Annotated in this window: 22 protein-coding genes; 14 read left to right on the top strand and 8 right to left on the bottom strand. The window is 41.8% G+C overall.

Going from position 1 to position 26,740, the window contains the following annotated elements:
* Nucleotides 1-94: 94 nt before the first annotated feature.
* Genes SC428_RS11445 through SC428_RS11430 form a run of 4 tightly spaced genes read right to left on the bottom strand, consistent with a single transcriptional unit; the run spans nt 95 to nt 5,599 of the window.
* Nucleotides 95-2,404 (bottom strand): glycoside hydrolase family 15 protein, encoded by a 2,310-nt coding sequence (locus SC428_RS11445; protein ID WP_140186915.1) that lies wholly within the window; start codon nt 2,402-2,404, stop codon nt 95-97.
* Entirely contained in the window at nt 2,401-3,843 is a 1,443-nt protein-coding gene (zwf, locus tag SC428_RS11440) for a glucose-6-phosphate dehydrogenase (protein WP_070929534.1), read from the bottom strand. The genes SC428_RS11445 and zwf overlap by 4 nt, the downstream gene beginning before the upstream one ends.
* Nucleotides 3,840-4,892 (bottom strand): phosphogluconate dehydrogenase (NAD(+)-dependent, decarboxylating), encoded by a 1,053-nt coding sequence (gene gnd / locus SC428_RS11435; protein WP_070929535.1) that lies wholly within the window; start codon nt 4,890-4,892, stop codon nt 3,840-3,842. The genes zwf and gnd overlap by 4 nt, the downstream gene beginning before the upstream one ends.
* Complete coding sequence (locus tag SC428_RS11430) at nt 4,889-5,599, bottom strand: ROK family protein (protein WP_070929536.1); 711 nt, start codon at nt 5,597-5,599, stop codon at nt 4,889-4,891. Before SC428_RS11430 ends, gnd begins: the two co-directional genes overlap by 4 nt.
* Nucleotides 5,600-6,106: 507 nt before the next feature.
* On the opposite strand from SC428_RS11430, the gene hdeA reads away from it, so the two are divergent.
* From hdeA to SC428_RS11415, 3 genes are all read left to right on the top strand, one after another.
* A complete protein-coding gene (gene hdeA, locus SC428_RS11425) occupies nt 6,107-6,412 on the top strand; it encodes an acid-activated periplasmic chaperone HdeA (RefSeq protein WP_070929537.1) in 306 nt (101 codons plus the stop codon).
* A gap of 273 nt (nt 6,413-6,685) precedes the next feature.
* Nucleotides 6,686-8,734: a TonB-dependent receptor domain-containing protein gene (locus SC428_RS11420; RefSeq protein WP_318707833.1), complete on the top strand. Its 2,049-nt coding sequence runs from the start codon at nt 6,686-6,688 to the stop codon at nt 8,732-8,734.
* A gap of 66 nt (nt 8,735-8,800) precedes the next feature.
* A complete protein-coding gene (locus SC428_RS11415; RefSeq protein WP_070929539.1) occupies nt 8,801-9,679 on the top strand; it encodes an alpha/beta hydrolase in 879 nt (292 codons plus the stop codon).
* A 117-nt stretch (nt 9,680-9,796) separates the two neighbouring features.
* Here the strand turns inward: SC428_RS11415 and SC428_RS11410 are convergent, their stop codons facing one another.
* Entirely contained in the window at nt 9,797-10,732 is a 936-nt protein-coding gene (locus tag SC428_RS11410) for a LysR substrate-binding domain-containing protein (protein ID WP_070929540.1), read from the bottom strand.
* Between the two features lie 729 nt (nt 10,733-11,461).
* On the opposite strand from SC428_RS11410, the gene SC428_RS11405 reads away from it, so the two are divergent.
* From SC428_RS11405 to SC428_RS11365, 9 genes are all read left to right on the top strand, one after another.
* Nucleotides 11,462-12,058, top strand: coding sequence for an ankyrin repeat domain-containing protein (locus SC428_RS11405; RefSeq protein ID WP_070929541.1), 597 nt, complete (start codon nt 11,462-11,464; stop codon nt 12,056-12,058).
* Between the two features lie 18 nt (nt 12,059-12,076).
* The gene (locus SC428_RS11400) at nt 12,077-13,000 is read left to right on the top strand and encodes a DUF2877 domain-containing protein (RefSeq protein ID WP_283126506.1); all 924 of its coding nucleotides are present in this window, start codon (nt 12,077-12,079) and stop codon (nt 12,998-13,000) included.
* Nucleotides 12,990-14,540 (top strand): acyl-CoA synthetase FdrA, encoded by a 1,551-nt coding sequence (gene fdrA, locus SC428_RS11395; protein ID WP_318707824.1) that lies wholly within the window; start codon nt 12,990-12,992, stop codon nt 14,538-14,540. The genes SC428_RS11400 and fdrA overlap by 11 nt, the downstream gene beginning before the upstream one ends.
* Complete coding sequence (locus tag SC428_RS11390) at nt 14,540-15,955, top strand: DUF1116 domain-containing protein (protein WP_140186908.1); 1,416 nt, start codon at nt 14,540-14,542, stop codon at nt 15,953-15,955. The genes fdrA and SC428_RS11390 overlap by 1 nt, the downstream gene beginning before the upstream one ends.
* A 111-nt stretch (nt 15,956-16,066) precedes the next feature.
* Nucleotides 16,067-17,629 (top strand): xanthine permease, encoded by a 1,563-nt coding sequence (locus tag SC428_RS11385; RefSeq protein WP_140181196.1) that lies wholly within the window; start codon nt 16,067-16,069, stop codon nt 17,627-17,629.
* Nucleotides 17,630-17,700: 71 nt separating this feature from the next.
* Nucleotides 17,701-18,651, top strand: coding sequence for a carbamate kinase family protein (locus SC428_RS11380; RefSeq protein ID WP_070929544.1), 951 nt, complete (start codon nt 17,701-17,703; stop codon nt 18,649-18,651).
* A 197-nt stretch (nt 18,652-18,848) separates the two neighbouring features.
* Nucleotides 18,849-20,225 (top strand): amidohydrolase family protein, encoded by a 1,377-nt coding sequence (locus SC428_RS11375; RefSeq protein ID WP_318707821.1) that lies wholly within the window; start codon nt 18,849-18,851, stop codon nt 20,223-20,225.
* Between the two features lie 180 nt (nt 20,226-20,405).
* On the top strand, nt 20,406-20,594 hold the full coding sequence (locus SC428_RS11370; protein WP_070929546.1) for a type II toxin-antitoxin system HicA family toxin: 189 nt from the start codon (nt 20,406-20,408) through the stop codon (nt 20,592-20,594).
* A gap of 80 nt (nt 20,595-20,674) precedes the next feature.
* Nucleotides 20,675-21,082, top strand: a complete 408-nt coding sequence (locus tag SC428_RS11365; RefSeq protein ID WP_140186906.1) for a type II toxin-antitoxin system HicB family antitoxin — start codon at nt 20,675-20,677, stop codon at nt 21,080-21,082.
* Between the two features lie 181 nt (nt 21,083-21,263).
* Here SC428_RS11365 and SC428_RS11360 read toward each other — a convergent pair whose 3' ends face one another.
* On the bottom strand, nt 21,264-21,842 hold the full coding sequence (locus SC428_RS11360; RefSeq protein ID WP_070929547.1) for an RBBP9/YdeN family alpha/beta hydrolase: 579 nt from the start codon (nt 21,840-21,842) through the stop codon (nt 21,264-21,266).
* Nucleotides 21,843-22,022: 180 nt separating this feature from the next.
* On the opposite strand from SC428_RS11360, the gene SC428_RS11355 reads away from it, so the two are divergent.
* Together SC428_RS11355 and SC428_RS11350 are read left to right on the top strand one after the other, a co-directional pair.
* The gene (locus tag SC428_RS11355; protein ID WP_233445716.1) at nt 22,023-22,835 is read left to right on the top strand and encodes a hypothetical protein; all 813 of its coding nucleotides are present in this window, start codon (nt 22,023-22,025) and stop codon (nt 22,833-22,835) included.
* Nucleotides 22,836-23,801: 966 nt separating this feature from the next.
* Nucleotides 23,802-24,164 (top strand): helix-turn-helix domain-containing protein, encoded by a 363-nt coding sequence (locus SC428_RS11350; protein ID WP_070925978.1) that lies wholly within the window; start codon nt 23,802-23,804, stop codon nt 24,162-24,164.
* 137 nt (nt 24,165-24,301) lie between these two features.
* On the opposite strand, the gene SC428_RS11345 is transcribed toward SC428_RS11350, so the two are convergent.
* Both SC428_RS11345 and SC428_RS11340 read right to left on the bottom strand, forming a co-directional pair.
* Nucleotides 24,302-25,456 (bottom strand): hypothetical protein, encoded by a 1,155-nt coding sequence (locus tag SC428_RS11345; protein ID WP_318707813.1) that lies wholly within the window; start codon nt 25,454-25,456, stop codon nt 24,302-24,304.
* A gap of 601 nt (nt 25,457-26,057) precedes the next feature.
* Nucleotides 26,058-26,600: a fimbrial protein gene (locus SC428_RS11340; RefSeq protein WP_283126512.1), complete on the bottom strand. Its 543-nt coding sequence runs from the start codon at nt 26,598-26,600 to the stop codon at nt 26,058-26,060.
* Nucleotides 26,601-26,740: the final 140 nt, after the last annotated feature.

Raw genomic sequence — 26,740 nt, 5'->3', positions numbered from 1 at the left:
CAGTATTATTTTATTTGTTATTTAAGAGCAGCGAATACGTTAAAAACGTACTCGCTCAGACTGTTAACGAACATATTATGTTTAGCAGGAGCGATTAAGCTTTAATATCTACATGCCAATCTTGGCCTTCCCAGCCTCGGCCATCAAATCGACGTGTAAATCGCAGCGTTTTTCCCGCTAATGCACTGACATTTAATGGAACACCATAAAGCCCTAAACCAAGAGGTTGGCTACTTTGTTCTTGAATATCCTGCCAATTATCATAACCATAATGTAGAACAAATGGCTCTTGTGCCTCAATCCACAGCTCATGAGTAGTGGATACAAAACCACAAGGCTGGCTATCACGCCAATGACGAGCTCTAGCCATTGGCGGCTGAACGCCATAACGCCCACTGACTGATTTTAATTGCTCAATAGGGATACCGGTTTTCTGTACATAAATCAGCTTAATCAGCTCCGCATGAGCCCAAATCAGTGGCATTGCACTACCACTCGGTCTTCCGGTTATCAGCCCTCGTTCAGGAATACTTTCCTTATCCCATATTTGCTCAGGCAACATCCCACCTGTACTGGCAGAGGCTAAAATTGCACTCAAGTACGGTGTGACATCTTGTTTGCAAGCCGCAGCATAATGGCCTCGTTCACCACTTAATAACGGCCACAAACGCCCAACGCCACTACCATCAAATGCACGCCCGTCTTCATGTTCGCCATAACCATCTTCGTTATAGCGATAGTAATATGGGCCTGCGGGTAATTGCATGCATAGCAGCTTATCAACCAGTTTTGTCGTATCTTCAATTCGTTTATCAGTGGCTTTACGTAATCCTAAACGAACTAAATACAGATACTCCATACCTAATAGCGCACGTGTACTGATAGTTTCGTTGTTACGGTTGCGTAACATCACATCACCAAAGCGTGCAGAATGGCTATTTGGGTTTAAACGAACATAATGCCCATCAATTCCTAGCTCGCGATCGAGTTTGGTATCCTTGACATAGACCCAAGACTCAAGACGCTCATTCCAATCATCAGCTAAATCAAGTGCATATTGTTTATCACCTTCTTCTAAGAATCCGGCTTTTGCCCCAGCCACCAGTGCCGCAATCGAAACTGACAAAGTAAACGGGTTAATACCTGCATTCTCTTCCCAGCGATCTTGTGGGCTAGCTGGACCATATTGAGCGATAAATGCTAATGCCTTACGTGCCATTCGAATTGCAGCACCTTGCATTTCACCCAATAGCCCTTGTTCATGTAGTTTCGCAGCAAAAAGTACCGGTAATGCCACTTCGTCCAGTTGTATGCCTTGCCAATAAGGTTGACCGTCGGTGAAGTTATTTTGCATCCAATGACCATCAGGCTGCTGAATAGCAATCAAATAAGCCATTAATGCACGCACCTCGGCAATTAAACCACAAGCCAACATAGCAAAACCGACTTCAACAGAGTCGCGTGGCCATACGAGGTGATAACCCCCAGCGTCTTTATGCGTATCCCCCCACGGAGTGCTTAGACTTGCCACTAATGAGCCAGGAAAAGTGCGTCCTTCGTGTGTTTTGATCACCGCAATCGAGGTACGAACAGCATCGGATAAATTTTTAGGTAATTTGTCCAAACCGGGAAAATTGACCGTTTCATTCCATGCCGCCCATAAATAAGCGTACTGGCGTCGCGCTTCTTGGTAGCCCGCTGCAATCGAGCTCGCCGCAAGCGTTGCTGCGCCTTGTGCACTATCTGAAAACGCTAACGCTAATACCCCTGAGTTACGATTGAGTTCCCCCATCATCGCGAGATTACCCGGCCCTGCTTGCTGGTATTCCCAGCTCATATAGCCATTTTGGCTAAAATCCTGCCATCCATCAGAGCTGCCAACATAACCCACACTGGCGCGGTTAAAACCGCTTTCTGCCGCTAATATCAGATGGCGTCCTTTTTTATGTGCCGTTAAGCCATGAGGAGAGACTGAGCCATAATTATCATCACCATCGCCGCCGATATGTGGCGCTAACAGCGGATATAACCTTAGCCCTTCTCCTTCTAGGTGATACCGAATCAGCAGCACATCACGCGCAGGATCCGTAATAATTTCTAATTCAAGGCGATAGCGTTCATGGTGGTGAACAATTTTAGGGATCGGTAAAGAAGATGATGGTGTAGTCAACTCATATTGATTGACTCGCTTCACTTCAGACCAAAAATCATCCCCTGCAATGATAAAACCTAAATCACGAATATGGGGGGTACTACAAGAAGGCCAATAGACTTCATTTAAAATACCATACCCTACAGTAAACCATACGCGACCTTGCCCTATCGCCGTTCCGACCATATCTTTTGCACTGCTGGTCCATGTTGCTGTGCTACCCGGTCCTCCGGGGGCGTGTTGCTGATTCATTCGCTGTTCTCCTGCTCGAAGAGAGAACGCCATTGATGCCCAGAACGCATAATTCTTGATTGTGTATCAGGCCCTTGAGTTCCCGCTTTATACAGATCAGGCATACCTTGTTGCCAAGCTTTTAATGCAGGATCAATGATCCGCCATGCCCATTCCACTTCATCAAAACGTAAAAAGTGAGCCCCCTCACCATTCAATGCATCAATCAGTAACTGCTCATAGGCGGATACCTCATATTGGCCAGGCTGAGTATAAGGTGCACTCAGTGTGATCCCATGCGTATTCAAATGCATACCGGGTAATTTTGCCGTCATGTGCATATCCATACCCATGGTTGGAGATAACCTAAAGACGAGCCAATTATTATCGACTTCAACGCCTCCCGGCAGCGCGCCCGCTGGAGCTTTAAACTGCACCGCAATTTCTGCGTAGTTATTGGCTAACCGCTTACCACTACGCAGATAAAATGGCACGCCTTTCCAACGCCAGTTATCAATCTCAATTCGCAATGCCGCGAAAGTTTCTGTATTCGTATCCACAGGGATCCCCGGCTCGTTACAATAATCCGTTGCCGTTTCACCATTGACTTGCCCTGCGCAGTATTGCCCGCGCACCGCCCAATCATTTGCGTTCATATCATCGGTCGGGCGAATTGATTTCAACACTTCAACTTTATGATCACGCAGAATTTCACCATCCCAGCGACCTAATGGTTCAATCGCTGCCAAGGTTAATAGCTGCATTAGGTGGTTTTGTAACATATCGCGCATGGCGCCCGAGTGGTCATAATAGACCGCTCGGTTTTCAACCCCTAACGTCTCTGCATAGGTAATTTGTACTTGCTCGATATGCTCGGCATTCCAAACAGGTGCCAATACACGATTAGCAAAACGAAAAATCATCAGATTTTGTGTCGCTTCTTTACCAAGAAAGTGGTCGATACGATAAACCTGTGATTCGTCCCAATAAGCGTGGACTTGTTCACGTAGTAATTTTGCAGACGCTAAATCGGTACCAAATGGTTTTTCAATGATAATACGTCGCCAATTGTCACCCTCTTCTTTGGATAATCCTGCTTCCCCAATCGCTTGCGCTGCCTGTCCAAATAAAGTTGGCGGTAATGCGAGATAAAACAGAGCCGATGGCGTTAATTTGCCTTCCAGTGCTCGTAATGCATCCGCTTCAAGTGAACCACTAACAAAATCTAGCTGTTCACTAAAAGCTTTCCATTCTGTCTCATTGAAGTCTGTAATAAATTCAGCAAGGGCATCATGAATATGTTTTAAAAAAGCGTCGCGATCCCATTTATCAATCGAATAACCAATAATATTCAAGTCAGGGATCAAACCCAGTCGATGCAAACGAAATAGTGATGGCATTAATAATCGTTTGGTTAGATCACCACTTGCTCCTAAGATCACTAAAGAAGAACGGCTCATTTGGATCCCCCTTGATCGGCGGATTTTTCTTTATGTCCACCGAACGCATGACGCATTGCCGATTGAACACGATCAGCGAACAAATCATTATCACGGGAAGAGAAACGTGAATAGAGCGCGCTAGTCAGGACTGGTGCAGGCACACCAAGATCGATTGCCGCAGTGGATGTCCAACGGCCTTCTCCTGAGTCAGAGACTCGGCCTGCATAATTTTCGAGATCGGGTGATTGATGCATCTCTTGTGCGATCAAATCAAGCAACCATGATCCAACGACACTACCTCGGCGCCATAGCTCACTGATCTCACCAACCGGTAGCTTATATTGATAATATTCAGGATGCTCAAGTGGTGCAGTTTCGGCATCCGCCGCAACTGGATTTAGCCCTTGATCCGCATGTTTCAGGATGTTCAAACCTTCCGCATAAGCGGCCATCAAGCCATATTCAATGCCATTGTGAACCATTTTGACAAAGTGGCCGGCGCCACTAGGGCCGCAATATAAATAACCTTGTTCCGCTGGAGAAGGCTCACCGTTATTACCTTCCGTACGTGGTGCGGCATCCACTCCCGGAGCTAAGGCACGAAAAACTGGCTCTAAATATTGATAGTGCTCTTTCGGCCCACCAATCATTTGGCAATAACCACGCTCTTCACCCCATACTCCGCCACTGACACCCACATCCATATAGTGCAGTCCTTCGGCTTTTAATGCATTGGCTCGGCGAATATCCTCAGTGAAATGAGAATTACCCCCATCAATCAGCGTGTCACCTTTTTCTAATAATGGCTTCAGTTGAGCGATCACTGTGTCAACCACGGCCGCAGGTAACATCAACCAAATATGTCTTGGTGCCTGCATATTTTTCACCATCTCTTCAAGAGAGTGGCTAAAAATGACGCTATCAGGCAATTGCTGGCGGATCGCTGCATTTTGGTCATATACCACACATGAAATGCCGGCTTGCTGGATGCGGCGTACCATCGCAGCGCCCATTCTGCCAAGTCCAATAAAACCTAGTTGAAGCTGATTTACAGATGATTGATTCATAGGTTATTTCCCCAAATTCTGATCCCACCAAGAAAGGCTTTGTCGTTATCTCCACGTCGGACATACTTAGGTAATTGAGTAAAGTGATGCACATTACCTCCACCAATCACAATGTAGTCCGGCATTAATGCTTGATAAAAATAGTCCACAATCGTCAATACGCTTTGTCGCCATACCTCATCGCCAACCAATTCACGATAATGCTCACTCGCATAATATTCATAATCATGTTCAAGATAGGGGAGATGGGCTATCTCCATAGGTTGTAGTTGTTGATTAACCACCAAAGCGCTCCCTAGCCCCGTTCCTAATCCTAAAAACAACATACTGCCACCTTCATAGCTACCTACAGCCTGCATGGCTGCGTCATTAATCAGGCGAATTGGGCATGGAAAAGCATTCACTAAATCAAAATCAACCCAGCCCTCCCCTAAATTAACCGGTTCTTTAAGAATACGGTTACCTGAAATAGGCGAAGGAAAACCAATACTCACACTATCAAATGAAGTAGGGTCAACATATTGATTAATATCATGAATAAATTGTTCTGGTGTCATTTTATCGCCAGAAACAAATTCAATTGCTGGTGTATTTGGTGCGGTATAGAGTTTGACGTGAGTGCCGCCGACATCTATCACTAAGATCCGTTTGGTGCTAGGAACATTCGAGATAGTGATCACACAAGATGTTTGACTCTTTAAAGGCATAGAAAGGTTTCTCCGCTTTAACAGCTTCGACAATGGATGCTTCCACTCTATTAGACCTATGTGTACTCTCAATAATTCGAGGTGCGACTAGATGGCACAACGTGAAGTATTACGAGTCGTTAGTCTAAACCTTTTCCCTTTGGGCGATGTAATAGCTGGCATTAATACCAGTCAAGAATTGATAATAAATTTAAATTTTATTTTTAGTTGATTAAAAAAGTATACCCATAAATAGTTTTAATAAAAGTAAAAATGACGTCAATTAAATAATACTTAATTAGCATTTTATATTCATTATCATTTAGCGGTGTCATTAGTGTTTAATTTCAAGCTTTAACAAAATAGCATTGGAAAGCAATAATCATATAAATACCATCGATTTACGCTCTTTAAATTTTATTTTTCATCATCTATGATTATTAAAGAATAGGACGCTCGATTTTCTAACTCTATTACAACCTTCTATGAAAACTACATTTATTGAACGTTAAACATTAAGGTGAAATGATGAAAAAATATTTTGTTATCGGTGCGGTTATTACCTCATTAGCGAGTATGTCTGCAATGGCAGCAGATAAGAAAGATGAAGCTAAGCCTGTTGCAGAGTGGACCTGTGAAGAATTTTTAGCTATCGACGATAATTTCTATCCAACCGCGGTCGGTGTTGGTGAACTATTAACCAAAAAAGATAAAGTTGAAGATGCGGTACTTGATGTTGATGGTATCCAAACCATCACTCCTCTCGTGATCGATGCCTGTAAAAAAGATACCAAAGCAAACTTTGTCGAGCAGGTTAAGAAAGCCAAACAATAATAAGGCTCAATGTGCGTAGCTAACGGCTACGCACCTATATCTATGAAGCACCCATCTCAATATTCTCTACAGCTAACTCAACACTGTTAATTTATTTCAGTATTCTTGTTAGCACTGATTTATCACCTTGCCCCATTCGTGTTAATTCCCTCTTAAAGATACTTTAGTTAATGAATCTCGTATTTATTTTTTGCACATATCAATGGTAGTATTCGTACAAGATATGATTATCAATATCATTTACATTTAGATTTTCATTTACTAGGGGATACTATGTCAATTCACTGCCACTACACACGATTAGCGGCTGCTGTTATCGCTGCTACAGCCTCTTTTAATGCTCTCGCTCAAGAAGATGCAGATAAAATGATTGTCACTGCGTCAGGCTATTCACAACAATTACGTGATGCACCTGCCAGTATTACCGTCATCACCAAAGAACAACTACAAAATAAACCCGTCCGTGACCTTGCTGATGCTGTTAAAGATGTTGAAGGTGTCAGTGTTGTTGGCAGTGCGAATAAACAAGATATTAATATTCGTGGTCTACCGGGTGAATACACCCTGATACTAGTGGACGGACGCCGCCAAAATAGCCGTGAATCGCGCCCAAATGGTAGCGGTGGTTACGAAGCTGGTTTTATGCCTCCCGTTGAGGCTATTGAACGTATTGAAGTGATCCGTGGCCCAATGTCTTCTTTATATGGTTCTGATGCCATGGGCGGGGTAATTAATATTATCACGAAAAAAGTCACCAATGAGTGGCATGGTAATGTCGCCATGGGCGGTATTTTGCAGGAAAACAGTGATAGCGGTAACTCAACTGACGGTAACTTCTATCTTTCAGGCCCTCTGATCAAAGACAAGTTAGGGTTACAATTATATGGCGGAGGAGATTATCGCCAAGAAGATAAAATTCTTGAAGGTCATGACCAAAAAGATAATCGCAGCCTGACCGCTAAACTGACTTTCACGCCATTAGAAAACCAAACCTTTTTACTTGAAGCTGGTAGAACAACCCAAGAAAGAACCGCAACACCGGGTAAATCAATTAGCGACTACGAAATCCGCGGCGGATTAAAGCAAGATAACGACAAAACAGAGATCCATAACAACCGTAATCATATGGCCTTAACCTATAAAGGTGATTGGGATGTGATCAAAACTGAAATGAGCGTTTATCAAGAACAAACAAAACGCAAAACTAAGTCACAAAAACGCGATGATGCCACAGGAAAATGGGTCGGTGGTTATGAAGAACGCGTCCCTGACATCACCAATACGGTCGTTGACGGCAAAGTTGTCGCCTTTTTACCTGATAACGTGCTCACTGTCGGTGGCCAATATCAACATGCTAAATTAAAAGACAGCTCGCTGGTTGCACCAGAAACCATGGAAAAGACCTCGATGTCGGTAGATCAACACGCCTTATTTGTTGAAGATGAGTTTACTGCAACAGATAACCTGATTTTAACTGGTGGTTTGCGGTTAGATCACCATGAAACCTATGGCAATCATTGGAACCCAAGAGGTTATGCCATTTATTATCTGACTGATGAAATCACCATTAAAGGTGGGGTTTCACAAGCTTTCCGTGCGCCAACCTTACGTGAAATCAGTGCAGGTTATGGGACATCAACCCAAGGTGGTAAAGGGATCATTTATGGCAATCCAAATTTAAAACCCGAGAAAAGCCTGAACGAAGAAATCAGTATTGCGTATGACCATGCATCAGGGTTCAATGCCAGCCTAACCTTCTTTAATACTGACTTTAAAAACAAGCTAACAAGTTATGCAACAGGGGAAAAAGAGTCAGGAACTAACTTTAATATCTACAAATATGACAACGTGGGTAAAGCGAATATTAAAGGCATTGAAGTTGCAACGGGGATCCCACTGGCTGAAGATTGGAAACTTAGTCTGAATTATACCTATGTGGATTCAAAACGTGAAAGCAATGACGAAAAACTGTCTAGTGGTCAGTCACTCAAAGGCTATCCGTTAGATAAAACGCCAAAACATACTGCAAATGCAAAATTAGATTGGCGCTACAGTGACGATCTCAATCTGTATACCCGAGCCCACTACGAAGGTGAACAAGTTTGGGCATCCCAACGTAATGGTTATACCAAACCACGCTACCGTAGCGGTTACACCACGATGGATGTTGGGATGACTTATCAACTGTTGAAAAATACTAAGCTCAATTTAGCGGTACTGAATATCGCAGATGAAAAAGGCCCTAAAATCGATAAGCAAGGCGGTAACTGGGACGTTGAAGACGGTCGCCGTTATTGGGCAAATGTTGATGTGAGTTTTTAATATATTTTAACCTTAAAAAGCAGGTATCATCTGATATCTGCTTTTCTGTATGCTGTCTATCTGAATATGATAAGTAAATTAATTATTTCTGGTTTAATACTCACCGTGACGTTGTCTACTGCCTTTGCTCGACCATCACAAGTACCTCCCTCATTAGATGAGCGAGTCAGTCAATTCTATGACGTACAACATCACGACATGGAAAATACCCGTAGTACTCAAGGAACACGCAGTTATCGGATTTTTAGTGCCATACCACATGCTGCGGGTAATTCACGGCCAATACTCTACATGCTTGATGGGAATGGCTTATTTCCATTGGTTGTCAACCGTGCAATACAACAGCTGCCTGCTGATAAGCTACCTATCATTATTGGTATTGGTTATCCAATTAATGAAGCTTTTCCTAAATCATTGCGTGATTACGACTACACTCCGCGGGTTTCAGGGAGTGATTTCCAACAAGGTGGGGGTTCTGACGAATTATACCAATTTCTTAATAGTCAAATTCGTCCTTGGGCTGAACACGTTTTTAGTTTTGATAAACAAAAGCAAACTCTCTTCGGGCACTCATTTGGCGGTTTATTTACGTTGATGGCCTATCAAAACCACCCCGATGCATTCAATGCATTTGTCTCGGCGAGTCCTTCATTATGGTGGGGTAAAGGTGAAATGATTAATTTGGGCAAACTCACTCAGCCACAAAAAGCATCACCACTGTTTATCACTTTAGGTGGTTTAGAAGAAAAGCCTGATTTATCAAAACTAAGTGAAGAACAAATTAAGCACTACCAATCCCGCTCTAGCTGGATTAGCGCACGGCAATTATGCGCTAAAATTGATAACCACGAGCGCATATGTGAATTTACTTTATTCCCTGATAAAAACCATGGCAGCGTTATCTCAGATGCTATCGATAAAGCGTTGGACGTCGCTTCCCAATAATGGTTAGTAGTCGTTAACGTTTAAAATAAACGAGGAAAACCAATTCATTGATTTTCAGCTGACAGCACGGGGCGGGAAAAAACACTTTTATCCCGCTTCATCAATAACCTCAACCCTTCATTGGTTGATGGGTTTTAAAATATCACTATATAACTTAGTTAACATACCATTTGCAGCAAATTCTCTACGGATCCATTGTGTGACTAACCCTGTAGCTGAGTGCTGAGTGGCTAATAACATGTGTGAATCCTGTCGTGGATTTTGGATCTGCTTAATCACCAATAAACCACTTTTTACATGTTCTTTCACCAGATAATCAGGCAGAAAGCCGATCCCTTCCCCTAAAATCTGGCATTGGCATTTAGTATTAAAATCAGGAACTTGTATCGCTTCTTGACCATGTAGCAGCCAACCCACTCGTTTATTAATTGTATGTGCCGTATCTTCCACCATGATGTTTGGATATAACCGTAGCTGACTCTCAGCAATAGGCTCAGGCATCAATGCCAGTGGGTGAGTTGCCGCAATGGCAAATTGCCAATGAATAGCACCTATTTCGGTATAATCAATGCCGCCTCCATCCATTAATGTGCCAGGCGCCCCAATTGCAATATCCGAATGGTTATTAATGATCGCATCCCATACACCATTATACACCTCAGTCGTTACCGTGATCTGGCAAGTAGGAAATTGCTTTTTAAGGATTTGTAATAACTTAGCGGTATGATACGGGGTATATAACAGCTGATTGATACAAATACGCACCCGTGCTTCTATGCCCTGTTCAATCGAATAAATGCTTTTTTTAATCAGATGAAAGTTATTTAGCAAATCAGTGGCTTTACGGTAAAAATAATAACCCGCTTCCGTCAATTCAATATTACGAGTATCTCGGATAAACAACGCGACATCGAGGTAGGTTTCAATGCGTTTGATGGTGTAACTGACAGCTGAGGTGGTAATTCCCAATTCCTCTGCGGCTTTGCTAAAACTGGCGTATTTTGCCGCGGTGGTATAGGTCAGTAAATTTTCTTCGGTAAATATCGAGTTCATACTGGAAGTCCAAACTGGAGAAAAAACAATCAAAAAGAACAGGTTCTGTGAATTATATTTAATAACTGCTAAATCAGATTAATTTAGCCGCGCTATTTACTAGATTAACAGAAATAGATCGACATACCGAGGCATAAATAATGAATGCCACTTTTCGCCTAATTTTACCTAAAAAAAATTAACAAAATCAGATAACTAATTAATATTTATAAGCTTATAACTAAAAGTCACATAGAACAACATGCTATTTCTGAACAATCAATTTACATTTTTAACCGTTATGAAACGCTTAATTTGATACCCGTCACAAAACTCATTAAATTATTTTTCCACTCGCTCATTAGCCAATATTTTTTGATGGATTTGCCGTTTTTTTGGACAAAAAATATCAAAAATGGCTAAAAAATAATGCTTCTCCGCACAAAAAAGTATAATTATTGAATATAATTCAATAATGGCATTCACTATTGATGAATTAAATTTAAATGGATTCTATTTCTATTAAGTGCTTGCTATGCTGAGTTCATCATAAATATCAGATAGATTTTTATACTCTAAGTAGTTCGAGGCGCAGCTAGGCAACAAGCAAAAGAGTCGCGAAGGGCATAGCAAATACGCTGACATGTGCCAGTGAGCACAGTCACTTATACCTTAACGAACAGCGCTGTCACTTGAAGTACAGCGACTATAAAGAAATATTGGGTTTAACAACCTTAACAGGGGACTATCATGACAATCGAACAGGAATTTTTATCCGCCGCAGAGCAAGGCAATCTAGACATATTAAAAAGCTGTCTTGAAAAAGGGGTTGATATCAATATCACCAACCGCCAAGGACGTACTGCTATTGTCAATGCCAGCCTCAATAAACATTATGAATGCGTTAAATTTCTGATTAATGCGGGTGCTGATATTAATAAACAAGATCAAACCTGTTTTAACCCATTTTTATTAAGCTGCTTAAATAATGATTTAACATTATTGCGTATCGTACTTCCAGCGAAACCAAATTTAGATTTATTAACTCGCTTTGGTGGCGTAGGCATTACCCCTGCTAGCGAAAAAGGTCATGTTGAAATCGTTCGTGAGCTACTAGAAAAAACAGAAATTAATGTTAATCACACCAACTTTGTTGGCTGGACACCCTTACTTGAAGCTATCGTGCTCAATGATGGCGGAGAGAAACAACAACAAATCGTCAAACTGCTGCTCGACCATGGCGCAAACCCTCATATGACCGATAAATACGGTAAGAAACCTTTAGAGTTAGCACGTGAAAAAGGTTATCACGAAATTGCGGAATTGCTGATAGCGGCTGGCGCATAATGCATCACAAGGAGGCTTGTGGATACCATCAAGACTCAACGACAACAACTGTATGGTATTTCGGCTGATGTAGCATTTCTGCAATTGTTAGATCAGCCTGCTTTTTCAGGTACAGTAGAGCAAATATTTCATAAAGCACTCAATATTTCTGTAGGTGATACACTTTTTACTTTGCTCAGTACTGAATTAGATAATGCGCCAAACAGTTGTCGAATATTAAACAATGATTTTACTCGATTAAATTTACAGGAAGGGGATCAGGTTTATTTTTCTGAAAAAATTATTTATTTGGCTGACCATTATTTTTTATCTTTTTCTTTTTGTCAAAAATGGCTTCCAAAAGAAATTTTTTTTAATCCTAATAAAATAAACCAAAAACAGTACCTTTCTTTTTTAAATAACAAGGTAAATATCATTGATGAACTTCTAAAAACAGAAGGGAATTCGTTATTTAATTATTGTGGTGATAACTTATTTTATTTAGCCACATCTGAAAAATTAAATTTATTGCGAAATGAATTAATTAATGCATTGCTAAAACAGCAATATCAAATACTACCAGATATTATTAAACAATTTATTGGGTTAGGCATTGGTTTAACACCATCGGCAGATGACTATTTAGTGGGGCTAATGGCATTTTTATTGCTCAAACACCATCCACTACAACATCTTAAATGCCAGTTTCAACAAGGTATTAATAATGCACGCACAACAACCACCAAAGTCAGTGCCATTACCTTAGAAAAAGCCATTAATCATCAATATCGAGAAAACATATTACAGCTACTGCAAATGTTAGTAGCAGCAAGCAAAAAAGATATTTATCCACAGTTTCGTCAGATTTTAGATATCGGGTCTAGTTCAGGCAGCGACATGCTATTTGGCATTCGTGACGCTTTGTATCTTACCCATTATTTTGGAGAAAGGTATGTCGACTAAAGTTGTCATCAAAAAGAATACGTATTTTGATTCCGTATCACTGATGTCTATCTCCACAAAAGCGAATCAGCTCGATAATGTCGAGCAAGCCTTTGTGGCGATGGCAACAGAAATGAATAAGGGAGTACTCAGAAATTTAGGGCTATTAACCCCTGAATTAGAAGACGCTAAAAATGGTGATTTAATGATCATCATTAAAGGCAGCAGCGATGAAGCTAATGAAGCGACTTTAATTGCCATTGAAGAACTCTTTAATAAGAAAAACCAAGGTGGTTCACAGCACGAAGCCAAATATGCCACCATTAATTCAGCCCATACCCATATCCCTGAAAGCAACTTGGCGGTGATTTCAGTTAATGGCCAGTTTGCTGCTCGTGAGGCGCGTATTGCACTCGAAAACGATCTCAACGTTATGCTGTTCTCGGATAACGTTTCCATCGATGATGAGCTAGCGCTCAAGCAACTCGCCAGCCGTAAAGGTTTATTAATGATGGGACCTGACTGCGGAACCGCGATTATTAATGGTGCGGCACTCTGTTTTGGTAACAGCGTACGCCGTGGCAGTATTGGTATCATTGGGGCATCAGGAACGGGTAGCCAAGAGCTTAGTGTACGTATTCATGAATTTGGTGCGGGTGTTTCACAGCTGATCGGGACAGGTGGGCGCGATCTGAGTGAAAAGATCGGCGGGATCATGATGATTGATGCCCTAAAAATGCTCGACGCCGACGATGAAACCAAAGTGATCGCTTTAATTTCCAAACCACCAGCACCTGCGGTTGCTAAAAAAGTCCTAGAGCAAGCCGAGAAATGTCATAAACCTGTCGTCGTTTGCTTCCTTGGTAGCCAACCGATCCCAGAAGATAAAGCTGGACTCAGCTTTGCGCAAAGTACCAAAGAAGCGGCGTTAAAAGCGGTTCTACTAACGGGGATCAAAAAAGAAGATCTCAATCTGCACTCTTTAAATTGGCCGTTAATTGAAGAGGTACGAGCAAAACTCTCCCCTCAGCAAAAATATATTCGAGGTCTATTCTGTGGCGGAACCTTATGCGACGAAGCCATGTTTGCCGCCCTCGAGAAATATGATGATGTTTACAGCAACATTCAGCCAAACCCTGACTATCGCTTAAAAGATCTCAATCGCAGTATCGCTCACACTTTCCTTGATTTTGGTGATGATGATTTTACCAACGGCAAGCCACACCCAATGATTGACCCAACGAATCGTATCGAGCGCCTATTGCAAGAAGCGCGTGACCCTGAAGTGGGTGTGATCGTCATGGACTTTGTGCTCGGTTATGGCTCTCATGAAGACCCCGTTGGCGTGATGATTGAAGCTATCAAAGCAGCAAAAGATATCGCTAAACAAGATGGTCGCGAATTAGAAATTTTAGGTTATGTGCTGGGTACAGACCAAGATACACCCTCAATGGAGGCACAAGTAAAAATGCTAACCGATACAGGCGTGATTTGGGCAAGCAGTAGCACCAATACCGGTTTGTTAGCACGTGAGTTTGTCTGGAAAGGGGAGAACGCATAATGACTTCATTATTTAAGCAACCATTGAATGTGATTAATGTTGGCATCGAAATGTTCAGTGATGATCTGAAAAAACAACATGTTCCTGTCACACATTTAAATTGGACTCCTCCGGGACAAGGCAATGTTGCCGTGATCCACGCGCTAGACAAAATTGAAAGTAATGCAGCGCTACAGGAAAAAATTGCCGCGGCCAATGCACAAGCGCTTGAGCGGATTATTCAGTCACAACCTGTATTAGTCGGTTATGACCAAGCAATTAATGTCGTACCCGGTATGACTAAAAATACCATACTGCACGCAGGTCCCCCTGTGGCATGGAAAGATATGTGTGGCGCAATGAAAGGTGCGGTCACAGGCGCATTAGTCTTCGAAGGCTTAGCCACTGACTTAGCTGATGCAGAGCGTGTTGCCGCTTCCGGTGAGATTATTTTCTCACCTTGTCATGAACATGATTGTGTGGGTTCGATGGCAGGTGTCACCTCTGCCTCCATGTTTATGCATATCGTTGAAAACAAAACTTACGGTAACCGCGCTTTCACTAACCTGAGTGAGCAGATGGCGAAAATTTTACGTATGGGCGCCAATGACCAAAGCGTGATCGACCGTTTAAATTGGATGCGAGATGTATTAGGCCCAATGCTACGTGATGCGATGAAACTCGCAGGCGAAATTGACTTACGCCTGATGTTAGCTCAAGCATTACATATGGGTGATGAATGCCACAACCGCAATAATGCAGGCACCACTTTACTGATCCAAGCGTTAACCCCTTATATTATCCAAACGGATTTTACTGTCGCCCAGCAAAAAGACGTATTTGATTTTGTGGCAAGTAGTGATTATTTCTCAGGCCCAACATGGATGGCAATGTGTAAAGCCGCCATGGATGCTGCCCATGGCATCGAATACAGCACGGTTGTCACGACAATGGCACGTAACGGGTTTGAATTCGGTTTACGTATCAGCGGATTACCTGGTCAGTGGTTCACAGGACCATCACAGCAAGTTATTGGCCCAATGTTTGCGGGCTATAAACCTGAAGACTCAGGTCTTGATATTGGTGACTCGGCGATCACGGAAACGTATGGCATCGGTGGTTTTGCGATGGCAACAGCGCCAGCGATTGTTGCTCTTGTGGGTGGGACTGTTGAAGAAGCCGTTGATTTTTCAAGACAAATGCGTGAAATCACCTTGGGTGAAAACCCGAACGTGACCATTCCATTACTTGGATTTATGGGTATTCCAACTGCGATTGATATTACTAAAGTCGCCGCTAGCGGTATCCTTCCGGTCATCAATACGGCTATCGCTCATAAAGACGCAGGTATCGGTATGATTGGTGCCGGTATTGTTCATCCACCATTTGATTGCTTTGAAAAAGCAATGTTAGCTTACGCAGAAAAATACGCTTAGTTGTGCAATAAGTGCCCAGTTTCAGCTGGGCACCCAACAATAACAATTTTTTACCAAGGGCTTTTAATTGTTTGACTGCACACGCGGTCTCTTCCTTGAAGGATACATTCCATGAGTATAATGAAACTAAAATGGAAACGTGGTGACTGGGCGGCCTACTTTGGCCTAATGACCAATAACTTAACTAACCTACTCACCATGATGGGGTTGCTGATCTTTGTGGTCGGTATCCCGAAAGAGATTGTTTATGGGCGTATTGCCCCCGCTTTTGGTTTTGCCGTATTACTCGCCAGTATCAGCTATGCCTATTTTGGACAGCAACTGGCAAAACAAACCGGACGCGATGATGTTACCGCCCTGCCATCTGGACCCAGTGCACCGTCTATCTTTACAGTGACCTTTTTGGTCATCATGCCAGTCTACCAAACAACCCAAAACGCCGAGTTTGCTATCCAAATTGCACTCGTTTGGTGTTTTGTTGAATCGATGATCCTTGTCGGTGGCTCATTCCTTGGCGAAACCATTCGTAAAATGATCCCGCGTACCGTATTACTTTCCTGCCTATCTGGATTGGGTTTGTTATTACTTGCCATGAATCCGATGCTGCAAGCATTTGAAGCACCAACGGTTTCATTTATTGTGTTACTGCTGATTTTTATTAACTGGTTTGGTAAAAAACCTATTTTTGCCCGTATTCCAACAGGCTTATTACTGCTCATTGCCGGTACTGCACTAGCATGGATTTCTGGCCTACAAAGCCCTGAAGCGATTAAATCCTCGATGTCATCATTTGGCTTTAACCCACCAGGTATTCATATTGATAGCTTCTTACAAGGCCTACCACACGCACTGCCTTATCTTGCATCTGCCGTCCCACTAGGCTTAGCAAACTATATTTTTGACCTTGAGAACATTGAAAGTGCGCATGCCGCAGGCGATGAATACAATACTCGTAAAGTAATGTTAGCTAACGGTTTATCATCTACTGTCGGCTGTTTTATGGGTAATCCATTCCCTGTCACTGTGTATGTCGGTCATGCAGGTTGGAAAGCGATGGGAGCAAGTATTGGTTATACATTAGCTTCTGGTATCACCATGTTTATCGTGCCACTGTTTGGCTTAGGTGCCTTCATGTTAGCCATCATTCCAATGACCGCTATCGTGCCAATCTTAGTATTTATCGGTGTTGTCACGGCTAACCAAGTGGTGCGAGAAACACCTAAAATTGAAGTCCCTGTGATCTTTATCTGTTTGTTCCCTTGGATAGCCAACTGGGCCCTTACCATGATGAATAGCATGATGGGCGCGGCAGGAACCTCTGCTGCACAAATTGGCACCGATGTTTTACTCAGCAAAGGGGTTTACTATCAAGGTTTGGTACATCTAGGTAATGGCGCACCGCTAGCCAGTATGCTTTGGGGCTGTATCGCCATCTTCGCAATCTTAAATCAACCTCTACGTGGTGCTATCGCCGCTGCTGTAGGTGCGTTATTAGTATTCTTTGGAATAATTCACTCCCCAATGGTAGGAATTGCACAGGGATCTGCCTTGATGTTTGTGTACGCTTACCTCATGATGGCGGGCTTGTTTGTTATGAAGTATTTTTTGGATAAAGGCAAAACTGTAGAACAACAACAATCTGAAAAAGCTGAAAAAATAAGTAAATCAGCGTAATACCACTAACCTTTAATTGTTGGTGCGCCTAGCGCATCAACAATGACACTCTGTATCAGGACACATTAATAATGAAAGAACTCGTGGTTGTTGCCATCGGGGGCAACAGTATTATCAAAGATAACAACAGCCAGTCTATTGAGTCTCAAGAAAAAGCTGTGCAAGAAGTTGCATCTCATGTCTGCGATATGTTGGAAGGTAACTACAATATCGTACTCACTCACGGTAATGGCCCGCAAGTTGGTTTAGATTTACGTCGTGCGGAGATCGCTCATTCAGTAGAAGGTTTACCATTAACACCATTAGCTAACTGCGTTGCCGATACCCAAGGTGGTATTGGCTATTTAATACAACAAGCGCTGACGAATGCTTTGGCATCACGCCACCACCGCCAAGCCGTTACAGTTGTGACTCAAGTGGAAGTGGATAAAAACGATCCTAACTTCCATTCACCCACCAAACCTATTGGGGCATTTTTCAGCTTAGAGCAGGCCGAAGAGCTAAAACAAGCCAACCCTGATTGGCACTTTGTGGAAGACTCTGGGCGTGGCTACCGCCGTGTCGTTGCGTCTCCAGAACCAAAACGTGTTATCGAATCAGCTGCCATCCGCACATTGAGTAACAACGATTATGTCGTCATTGCCGCTGGTGGCGGCGGGATCCCTGTCATCAGTAACGGTCATGGTGGCTATCAAAGTGTTGATGCCGTTATCGATAAAGACTTATCGACGACGTTGTTAGCAAAAGAGCTGCAAGCTGATATCTTGATCATTACCACTGGTGTTGAAAAAGTGTGCATCCACTTTGGCAAACCTGAGCAGCAAGCACTCGGTGAAACGACCACCACGGCCATACAGCAATATATGCAGGAAGGGCACTTCCCAGCAGGCAGTATGCTACCAAAAATTGAGGCTAGTCTGTCATTCATCGCTAATGGTGGTAAACGTGTGATCATCACCACGCCAGAAAAGCTACCACAAGCATTACGTGGCGAAACCGGTACTCATATCATTCAAGGTTAATGATTTACACTCTAAATAATTCGAGTTGCAGGTAGGCGACAAGCGAAGAGAGGCGAAGAACATCGATCAACACGGTGATCCGTCGAGCGTAGTGTAGTCATTTATACCTTAACGAAAGCCCTGCAACTTGAAAGATAACGAGTATATCCAGTCGGGTTACACACTGTAACCTGACATCGCTTGATTAAGGAGTTTCTATGCGATCTAACAGAAGAGAGTTCCTTACTACTGGTGCAAAATTAGCGGCAACTTGCACTCTATTTGGTGCTATATCTGGTATCGCAGCCGCAGAAACCAATACACTGCCTACCAGCAGTACATCAACAATTAAAGATAAACACTATTATCTTGATGATGTATTACTGGAAACGGGCTTTAACTACCGTGATAACACGGTTATTGGGACTCAAACTTCGCTACAAACCCTTGAAATTAACGAGGGCAAAATAGCGGCTATCTTACCTAATAAACAGCATACAAATAGTGAGCTAAGTTACTATAGTGCTGGTGGTAAATTAATGTTGCCAGCTTTTCGCGACATGCATATTCATTTGGATAAAACCTTCTATGGCGGCCCTTGGCAAGCCCCTGGATCACGCGAAGGTAAAACCATACTGGATATGATCGCTCTGGAACAAAAACTCCTGCCTGAATTACAACCTTATACTCAAGAGCGTGCACATGCGCTGATCAAACTGATCCAATCTAAAGGATCGACAACTGCACGTAGCCATTGCAATATCGAACCGGTTTCAGGTTTGAAAAACTTAGAAGCGCTGATCACCGTACTGAATGAGCACCAACAAGATCTCACGTGTGAAATCGTCGCGTTTCCACAGCACGGTTTATTATTGTCCAAGTCAGAACCTCTCATGCGAGAAGCCATGCAGGCAGGTGCTCATTATGTGGGCGGACTTGATCCTACCAATGTGGATGGTGCGATGGAAAAATCTCTCGATACCATGTTCCAAATTGCATTGGATTATAATAAAGGTGTTGATATTCATTTACATGAAACCAGCCCAGCAGGCCGCGCAGCCATTGAATACATGATTGATACTGTCGATAAAAACCGCAGTTTACGAGGTAAAGTCACTATCAGCCATGCATTCGCACTCGCTACATTAACCCCTGAACAAGCCGATGAAACCGCTAAACGCCTTGCTGAACAACAAATTAGCATTGCCAGCACCGTGCCAATCGGCACGTTACATATGCCATTAAAAACACTCAATGAAAATGGCGTATTTGTAATGTCTGGAACGGACAGTGTGGTTGACCATTGGTCACCTTTTGGTTTAGGTGACATGTTAGAAAAAGCCAATTTGTATGCGCAGCTATATACCCGCCCTGACGAGTTATCGCTATCGCGTTCATTAGCTATCGCAACGGGTAATAAACTACCGTTAAATAATAAAGGTCAGCAAGTTTGGCCTGTGGTAGGCGATGATGCGAGCTTTGTATTAGTCGATGCATCATGCTCCGCCGAGGCAGTTGCACGCATCTCCCCAAGGCAAGCTAGCTTCCATAAAGGTTATTTAGCTTCTGGCGCTGTGGATAAAAAAATAGGTTAGTCACTCCTACCAAGGCGGGAGCCAATCCCGCCAGCTGCAATTTAAATCAGCCCGATATCATATATTAGTTTTGCTTTATGCATTTTCCATCACTCCACATAAAGTAGGTATAGAACCCACTGCAATTTGACTCAAAAACAAATAGTAGGTACTATACCCACATCAACGAATGGAGGATTGATGAGCAGTGCAGAGTTAATCAAGAAACTGATCGCTGATGGGTGGGTTAAAGCTAGGCAAACAGGTAGTCATATAACTTTAACCAAAGAGGGATTTGATAAAATAATCACTGTTCCTCATCCGAGAAAGGATTCTTCAAAAGGCGTCATTCGACAAGCACAACAAATTTCAGGATTGAAATTGCTATAACACAGGAAGTGGGATCAAAGCGTGGTTTTTCCCGCTCCTTTCTCTGCAAGCTCATCAACACAAGTAGAGGCTAGAAAAATATGATATATCCACTCTTTATCTTTAAAACTGAAGATGGTTTCGATGGCTACTTCCCTGATATTGAAGGATGTTTTTTTGCTGGTGACAGTGTTGAAGACACAATTAAAAATGCTCAAGCTGCTTTCGCACAACACATGGAAGTATTAACAGAAAATGGTGGCCACGTACCCGCACCACGTGACCCTGCTGTTTATATCGGTGATGTAAGGTTAAAAGAAGATAACGGTATGCTTGGGCTCGTTGAAATAGATCCAGCAAAATACGAGTCAAAAGCCATTAAGTTCAATTTAACAATGCCAAATAATTTATTAACTGCAATTGATAAATACATTGCTCAAAGCGGGCACTATAAAAACCGCTCCGCATTTTTAGCTGAATTAGCGAGAAAAGAAATAGCTAATCATTAAAAAATAGGTTAGGAAGCTACTCTGTATACCGCAGTACATCTGAATAGTATTAGCAGTATTAGCAGGAATTGCTCTTCTTCCATGTGTTCATTTGTTAACTTTGTTCATGGGTCATGAACAAACAGCAAAAGTAAACTATCAAACAATACCAAGGCGGGAGCCACTCCCGCTCTGTTATTGATTAAGAGTTTAATACTTTTAATATCAATGGAAATTCACTAAAGCCTTCTCTGTCTAAAAAATGTCCTGCATTTTCTACGGTAATAACCTCTGTTTCTAACAAAGTCGCTAATGTTCTAGAAGATTGTGGTGAAACAATCGAATCGTTGCTCGAAATAATTGAAATACGCTTATCTGACAATGATTTTAAATTCGCATAATCGAGGGAAATATCAGTGTGCGCTTTTAGTTCAGGTAATGTTGCTTGCTCTTCGGTAAAACCAGAAACTAGCAGATAACCACCTATCTGCTGCTGTTGGCTAGCGAGATAACGCAATAACGTGACACAACCAAGACTGTGGCCGATCACAACAGTATCTTTATCCAATTCAATCTGTGCATCTAGCAAATGTTGCTGCCAGCGTTGTGGGTCAGGCGATAATGGATCAGGCATTGCAGGTACCTTCACCACGACCCCTTGCTGTTCTAACTGTGCCTTTAACCAAGGGAACCAGTTTTTCTCAGGTGATGCTGTATAGCCATGAATAATAATTACTTTTTTATTGGTTAACTTTCCATTTTGAATATTTGTATTACTCATAATTAAGTTCCTTTTTATCGATGCGGATAAGGTCATACACCAAGATACCGTCTAATCAAGACCCTCTATACTGAAGGTTTTTCACGTAAAAATGATAGCCATTTTGGTAATAATCTCATTATTATTCTTCAGCTGATCTTTATAATTCTCTAAAAATCAACATAAATGGATATTTTACCTGTGCAAAATAATCTTCAACTTTCAGATAAAGTTTTAAATGCCTTCCCGCAGCGAGCGCTGACATTAACCCCACTATCAGGGGATGGAGGCATGCTCCGTTCCCTATTTTTAATTATCGTCATGGTGATATTAACCGCATTTTGTGCTTATCAACTACCGAATATCGCCTATGACTATAAAATTGGTCAAAACGCCATTCCAGTTGATGCTGATGTTGATGGCTCATGCAAAACCAGTTTATTGGTGATCACCAACTGTAGCGTTGATCTACATTATAAAAGAAATGCCGTCTCCCATAATTTCACCTTCTTAGGCTTAAACGGAAAAGATATCGCTGTAATGCCATTGATGGATGCGACAGATAATTCAAAACTCACTGTGGATGTGGCTGTCGATAGCGTGATGATCCGCTTTATTACCACCATTGTGTTAATTGGCTTATTTATTTTTTGTATCTTCTTTTTTATTCGTGCTCAAATACGCATCAGTAAAATGAGAAAAGAGTTATTGTCAGTAGGCAGTCAGCCTTTGAAACTCATCGCGATCCCAGCCAAGGTGATTAATGCCAATCGACAAATTATTGCGACCTATAAGCGCGAATTGGATGGAAAACAAATCTCTACAGGTTATTCAGGTAAGAAAAAGAGTGCGCCTATCGTGTTAGAATCAAATGGTGCCACCTATGTACTCGCCGTTGCCAGTGCGCAACAAAATATTCCTTATGTGCTTGATTTCCCGATGCAACGCATTCAGGCCACGCCTGAAGAAGTTCAGCATTTTCATGATGTGCTACAGGAAGAGGGGATAATTTGATTTTATTCAGTAAATTGGGCTAAACGGCCCAATTTACTGAAATTATTTCTAATCCAAATATTATGGATAAGTAAACATAATATTTAATACATCTTGAATAAACACTAAAAGATAATCTCAACGGCTGTATACACTACTATGCAGGTTGCTTCACGATGAACTAGGGATTCGTAGAGGATATAACCTGATTTTATGAATCTGCTATCTTCAGTAACGCTTATTTTGACCTAAAATAAATACGAACCTACTTCTTCCTTAAAAAAGAACGCCGCATAACGATGAAAGTGATAGAAACCCTTTCATTACCATAATGATTTTGTCAGTATTACTCATTTTTTCATTTAGTATTCATAGTAAAGCATGGTATCAATTAGCATTATTATATGCTTAGCAATATTCATATCGTGATCAAATGATTTTTATATATCACGCATAGCAGCGATGAATTTTTAATATACTGACATTATAGGTTAAGTACTTATAATAAATATTTAATCTCATAGCGATTACTTAGCTTACTTATAACTTAATTGAATAAATAAGTTTAATTATATTATCAGAAATGACCACTTATTGAGAATGATTATTAATATCAATTTAATTATAATAATCTGACTTTGTTTGATTTTCAGGTATTTTGTTTTTATTTTACTCTTTTAATGTTGTGCATTTAATTTTATTTACCATTTGCTTCTTGGGATAATTGCCTTTTTTATGTGTGAATTTAGTTTATTAAACTAAATAAAAAGTACAAATTTGGATGATCTTTAAATGATTTTGTTTTTATTTGTTGTTTTTTATGGGTTTTATATATTGCGCCACAAAACCAAATCGCCCTATAAAGAATATCGAAAAATGTCACAATATTGTGTTTTATTATACTACAGTGATAATATCTCAAATGAATAATTTATAACATATATTTTACATTTTACCTTGTTATTTTTTTACATTAAGGGAAACAAAATGAAAAATAAAAAGACTTATCAAACAAAAACATTGATTAAAGTTATCATTGGATCCCAGTTAATGGAACTAAGGCGCTCCAGAGGAATGACTGGATTAGAATTAGCGAATAAACTCGGCATATCTCAGCAACAGGTTTCTCGATATGAAAGAGGAGTCAGCCATATTGATACCGATATGCTATTTTGTATATTAATACAATTAAATGTTTCACTATTTGAATTTTTTTCTAATGTCTTTGAAGAATTGAAAGAGAAGGATCCTGCTTTCTACTTGAAACATAGTTTTATACATAGTTCCTTAGATATAAGTAGTTTACATCAATATTCTTTATTTTCTTCTAAAGAAGAAACTCTTCGCTAAAAAAATAGCTATTAATATATTATTAATAGTATTACTTATTAATGAAATGAAGTAACTCAATAAGTTTTTAAATGCCTATATCTAATTTGATGCCTCTCTTTTACGTGCAAACGCAGAAGAGAGGCAGATAATTATATTTAATTGTATTCTGCGGTCACTACCATTGGCAAATTATACGTCCCGCTGACTGTTTCTCCTGAAAGTACAGCATTAACGCGTGTGGTATCAGTTACCCCCCCAGGTACGGAGAAGGTATAACTCGAGGATCCACTGCCAGGAAATATCACTGATAGGGCTCCCCCAGCAAAGGTGTAGGGACCCGTTCTCCCTGAAGTATCAGTGATCTTCAAGGTAACCGATGCGGTATCAGAACACACAGATGAAAAGTATTCTTGTCTCTGTTCTTGTGTAGTACCAGCAGAAACTTGGCCAAAATCAATATCGGGCATATCGAATTCACAAGTTATTGGTTCCGGATCGACCACCTCAGGTGGCACATATATGGGAGGCTGAGCACTTCCTGTTGCGACAGTGGCTAAGGTAGTGCTGTTGCTCGGTGAGCATGGACCCGAGCTTGGGTTGTCATAACATACATACACAATATACGGTATGGGGTCAGATACGCTATAGCCGCTAAAAGTTCCAGTAAATGGCCCTGTATAATTTCCATTTGGCCCATCGACTACCAGTACCCAAGTAGCGTCGCTGACTGGGATACTGAATGATGCCACAGAAGAATTAGGGACGCTACCTATTGATGAACCCATTAGCCCTGGAGCGACGGGTGATACACCATGGAAATAAGCAGTCCCCCCCATAGTTCCAGGGCTACGAGAACCTAGATTACGACTCGGAGCGAGGCCTGGTATACCGAAGCTCCCTCCTGTTCCTATCACAAAACCACCAGAGCAACCCGAAACGAGGCAGTTACCACCAGTAGGATTGCCTTTTCCTAATGTGCCTGAAAATGAGCCATAAAGACCAATCCACCGTCCCGTATAGTTTTGACCATTGGACACATTACGTACGGTCATGAGTGTATTATCTCCAGTTGTCCACGATACAGAGGAGGAACCTTCAAGACAAAATATTGTTCCGGTGTCACTATTACACTGAACAAGATCTCCGAGGCTAGCAGCAGACATCGCAATCCAAGTAGAGGATGCCGGCGCACTGAACAAGCCGAAAAAAGATGAAAATAATAGAGATAATATGAATGTGGAACGTAGGCTCGATCGTCTCTCCGAGACGGAGATAGAACTGAGTTTATTGATCCCATTGTTATTTGACATACGGAAAGATCCTCGTTGTATAATTTATTGGTGTCAATGGGTTATTATGTACAATCAGGCAAGTGCTCGACTGACCCAAGTTTTCATCGCCGCCGATAATTAAATATGCGTTTCCGTGGCGACTCAGGCGATCACTACCACGCTCGCTAATAAAACCTTTGATGCTCTTCTCGATGGTTAGCTAGCTCCCGTATGCCTGATCGTACCTCTATGTTTATTAGCCATATTCCTAATCAGACAACACATTTATTAATACACACAATAAATGCTGCCTGGATATTTGGTACAGCCAAAAGGCACTATGCTACTGACTTGCAAGGCTAATGTATTCCGAGCTCGCGACATCATTTCACGATCTGTACCTACCAGCGACATGGGTTTGAGTGAATCTGTTCCCGACTGAAGTTGTGCCGATATATCTGCTTTTCTAAAGACCAATGAAATCGTAAATTCCAAATATCTTTATTGATGGCATGTTTTTTCGGCTGTAACACAATCATTGCCATTCGACCATCAATCGGGCATCACCTCAGTACTCCGTTTCGGATTGGCACTCGCCTTCTAAGCGACACAGTGGTTATATTAAGTAAAAAGTGTTGTATTATTCATAGCTCATGCTGTACGTCAGTACCGCCGAAAAATCTCCGGCCTCCAAGCTCTTATTCGCTAACGCATTTTGTTGGCCCTGCACATACGCCTTCATTCGAATGACCATGTCCCCATCACGAAGCGGCACCTTGTACACTGTTCCATCATTAATCGGAATAGGACGACCATCCAAATATTCCAACCCAATGCCTGCACCTTTTGCGGTACTACCAGATGAAAAGGTCAATAACCCTTCATTGTCCATCGGTCCCGTAAACGTCGCCGTAATCGCATTTCCCAACGACGTATCACAATCTTCCAAATAAAACTCAATCGTTTTTCCAGCGGTGCGGGTAAAACGGTACAAGGATTTGGTCGGGATAGTGCCCATGTCCACGTACAAATTGTTCATTCCCGGTACGATGGTGCAGGGCAAGGCAATTAACGTGCCGCTATATTCAATACCAACACTACTGTCAGCTTGCGTAGCCAATGGCATGAAGAGCATTCCACCTAGTAAGCCCAATAAGGCACCATTACACACTGTTCTTTTCATGGTTTATCTCCTCGTGTCAACGATCAACGAAAACTGATCCACTTTTAACTCAAATTCGATCAATCAAAAGTGATCCACTGTTTCATTTAGGTATGGCACCTGAGCGTCGTTTATCTTTCAATCGATAGCTTTCACCACTC

This window comes from Providencia sp. 2023EL-00965 (genome assembly GCF_033550225.1).
Classification (GTDB): Bacteria; Pseudomonadota; Gammaproteobacteria; order Enterobacterales; family Enterobacteriaceae; genus Providencia; species Providencia manganoxydans.
The sequence above is the reverse complement of the archived record's forward strand: the minus strand, read 5'-3'. Positions and strand labels throughout refer to the sequence as shown.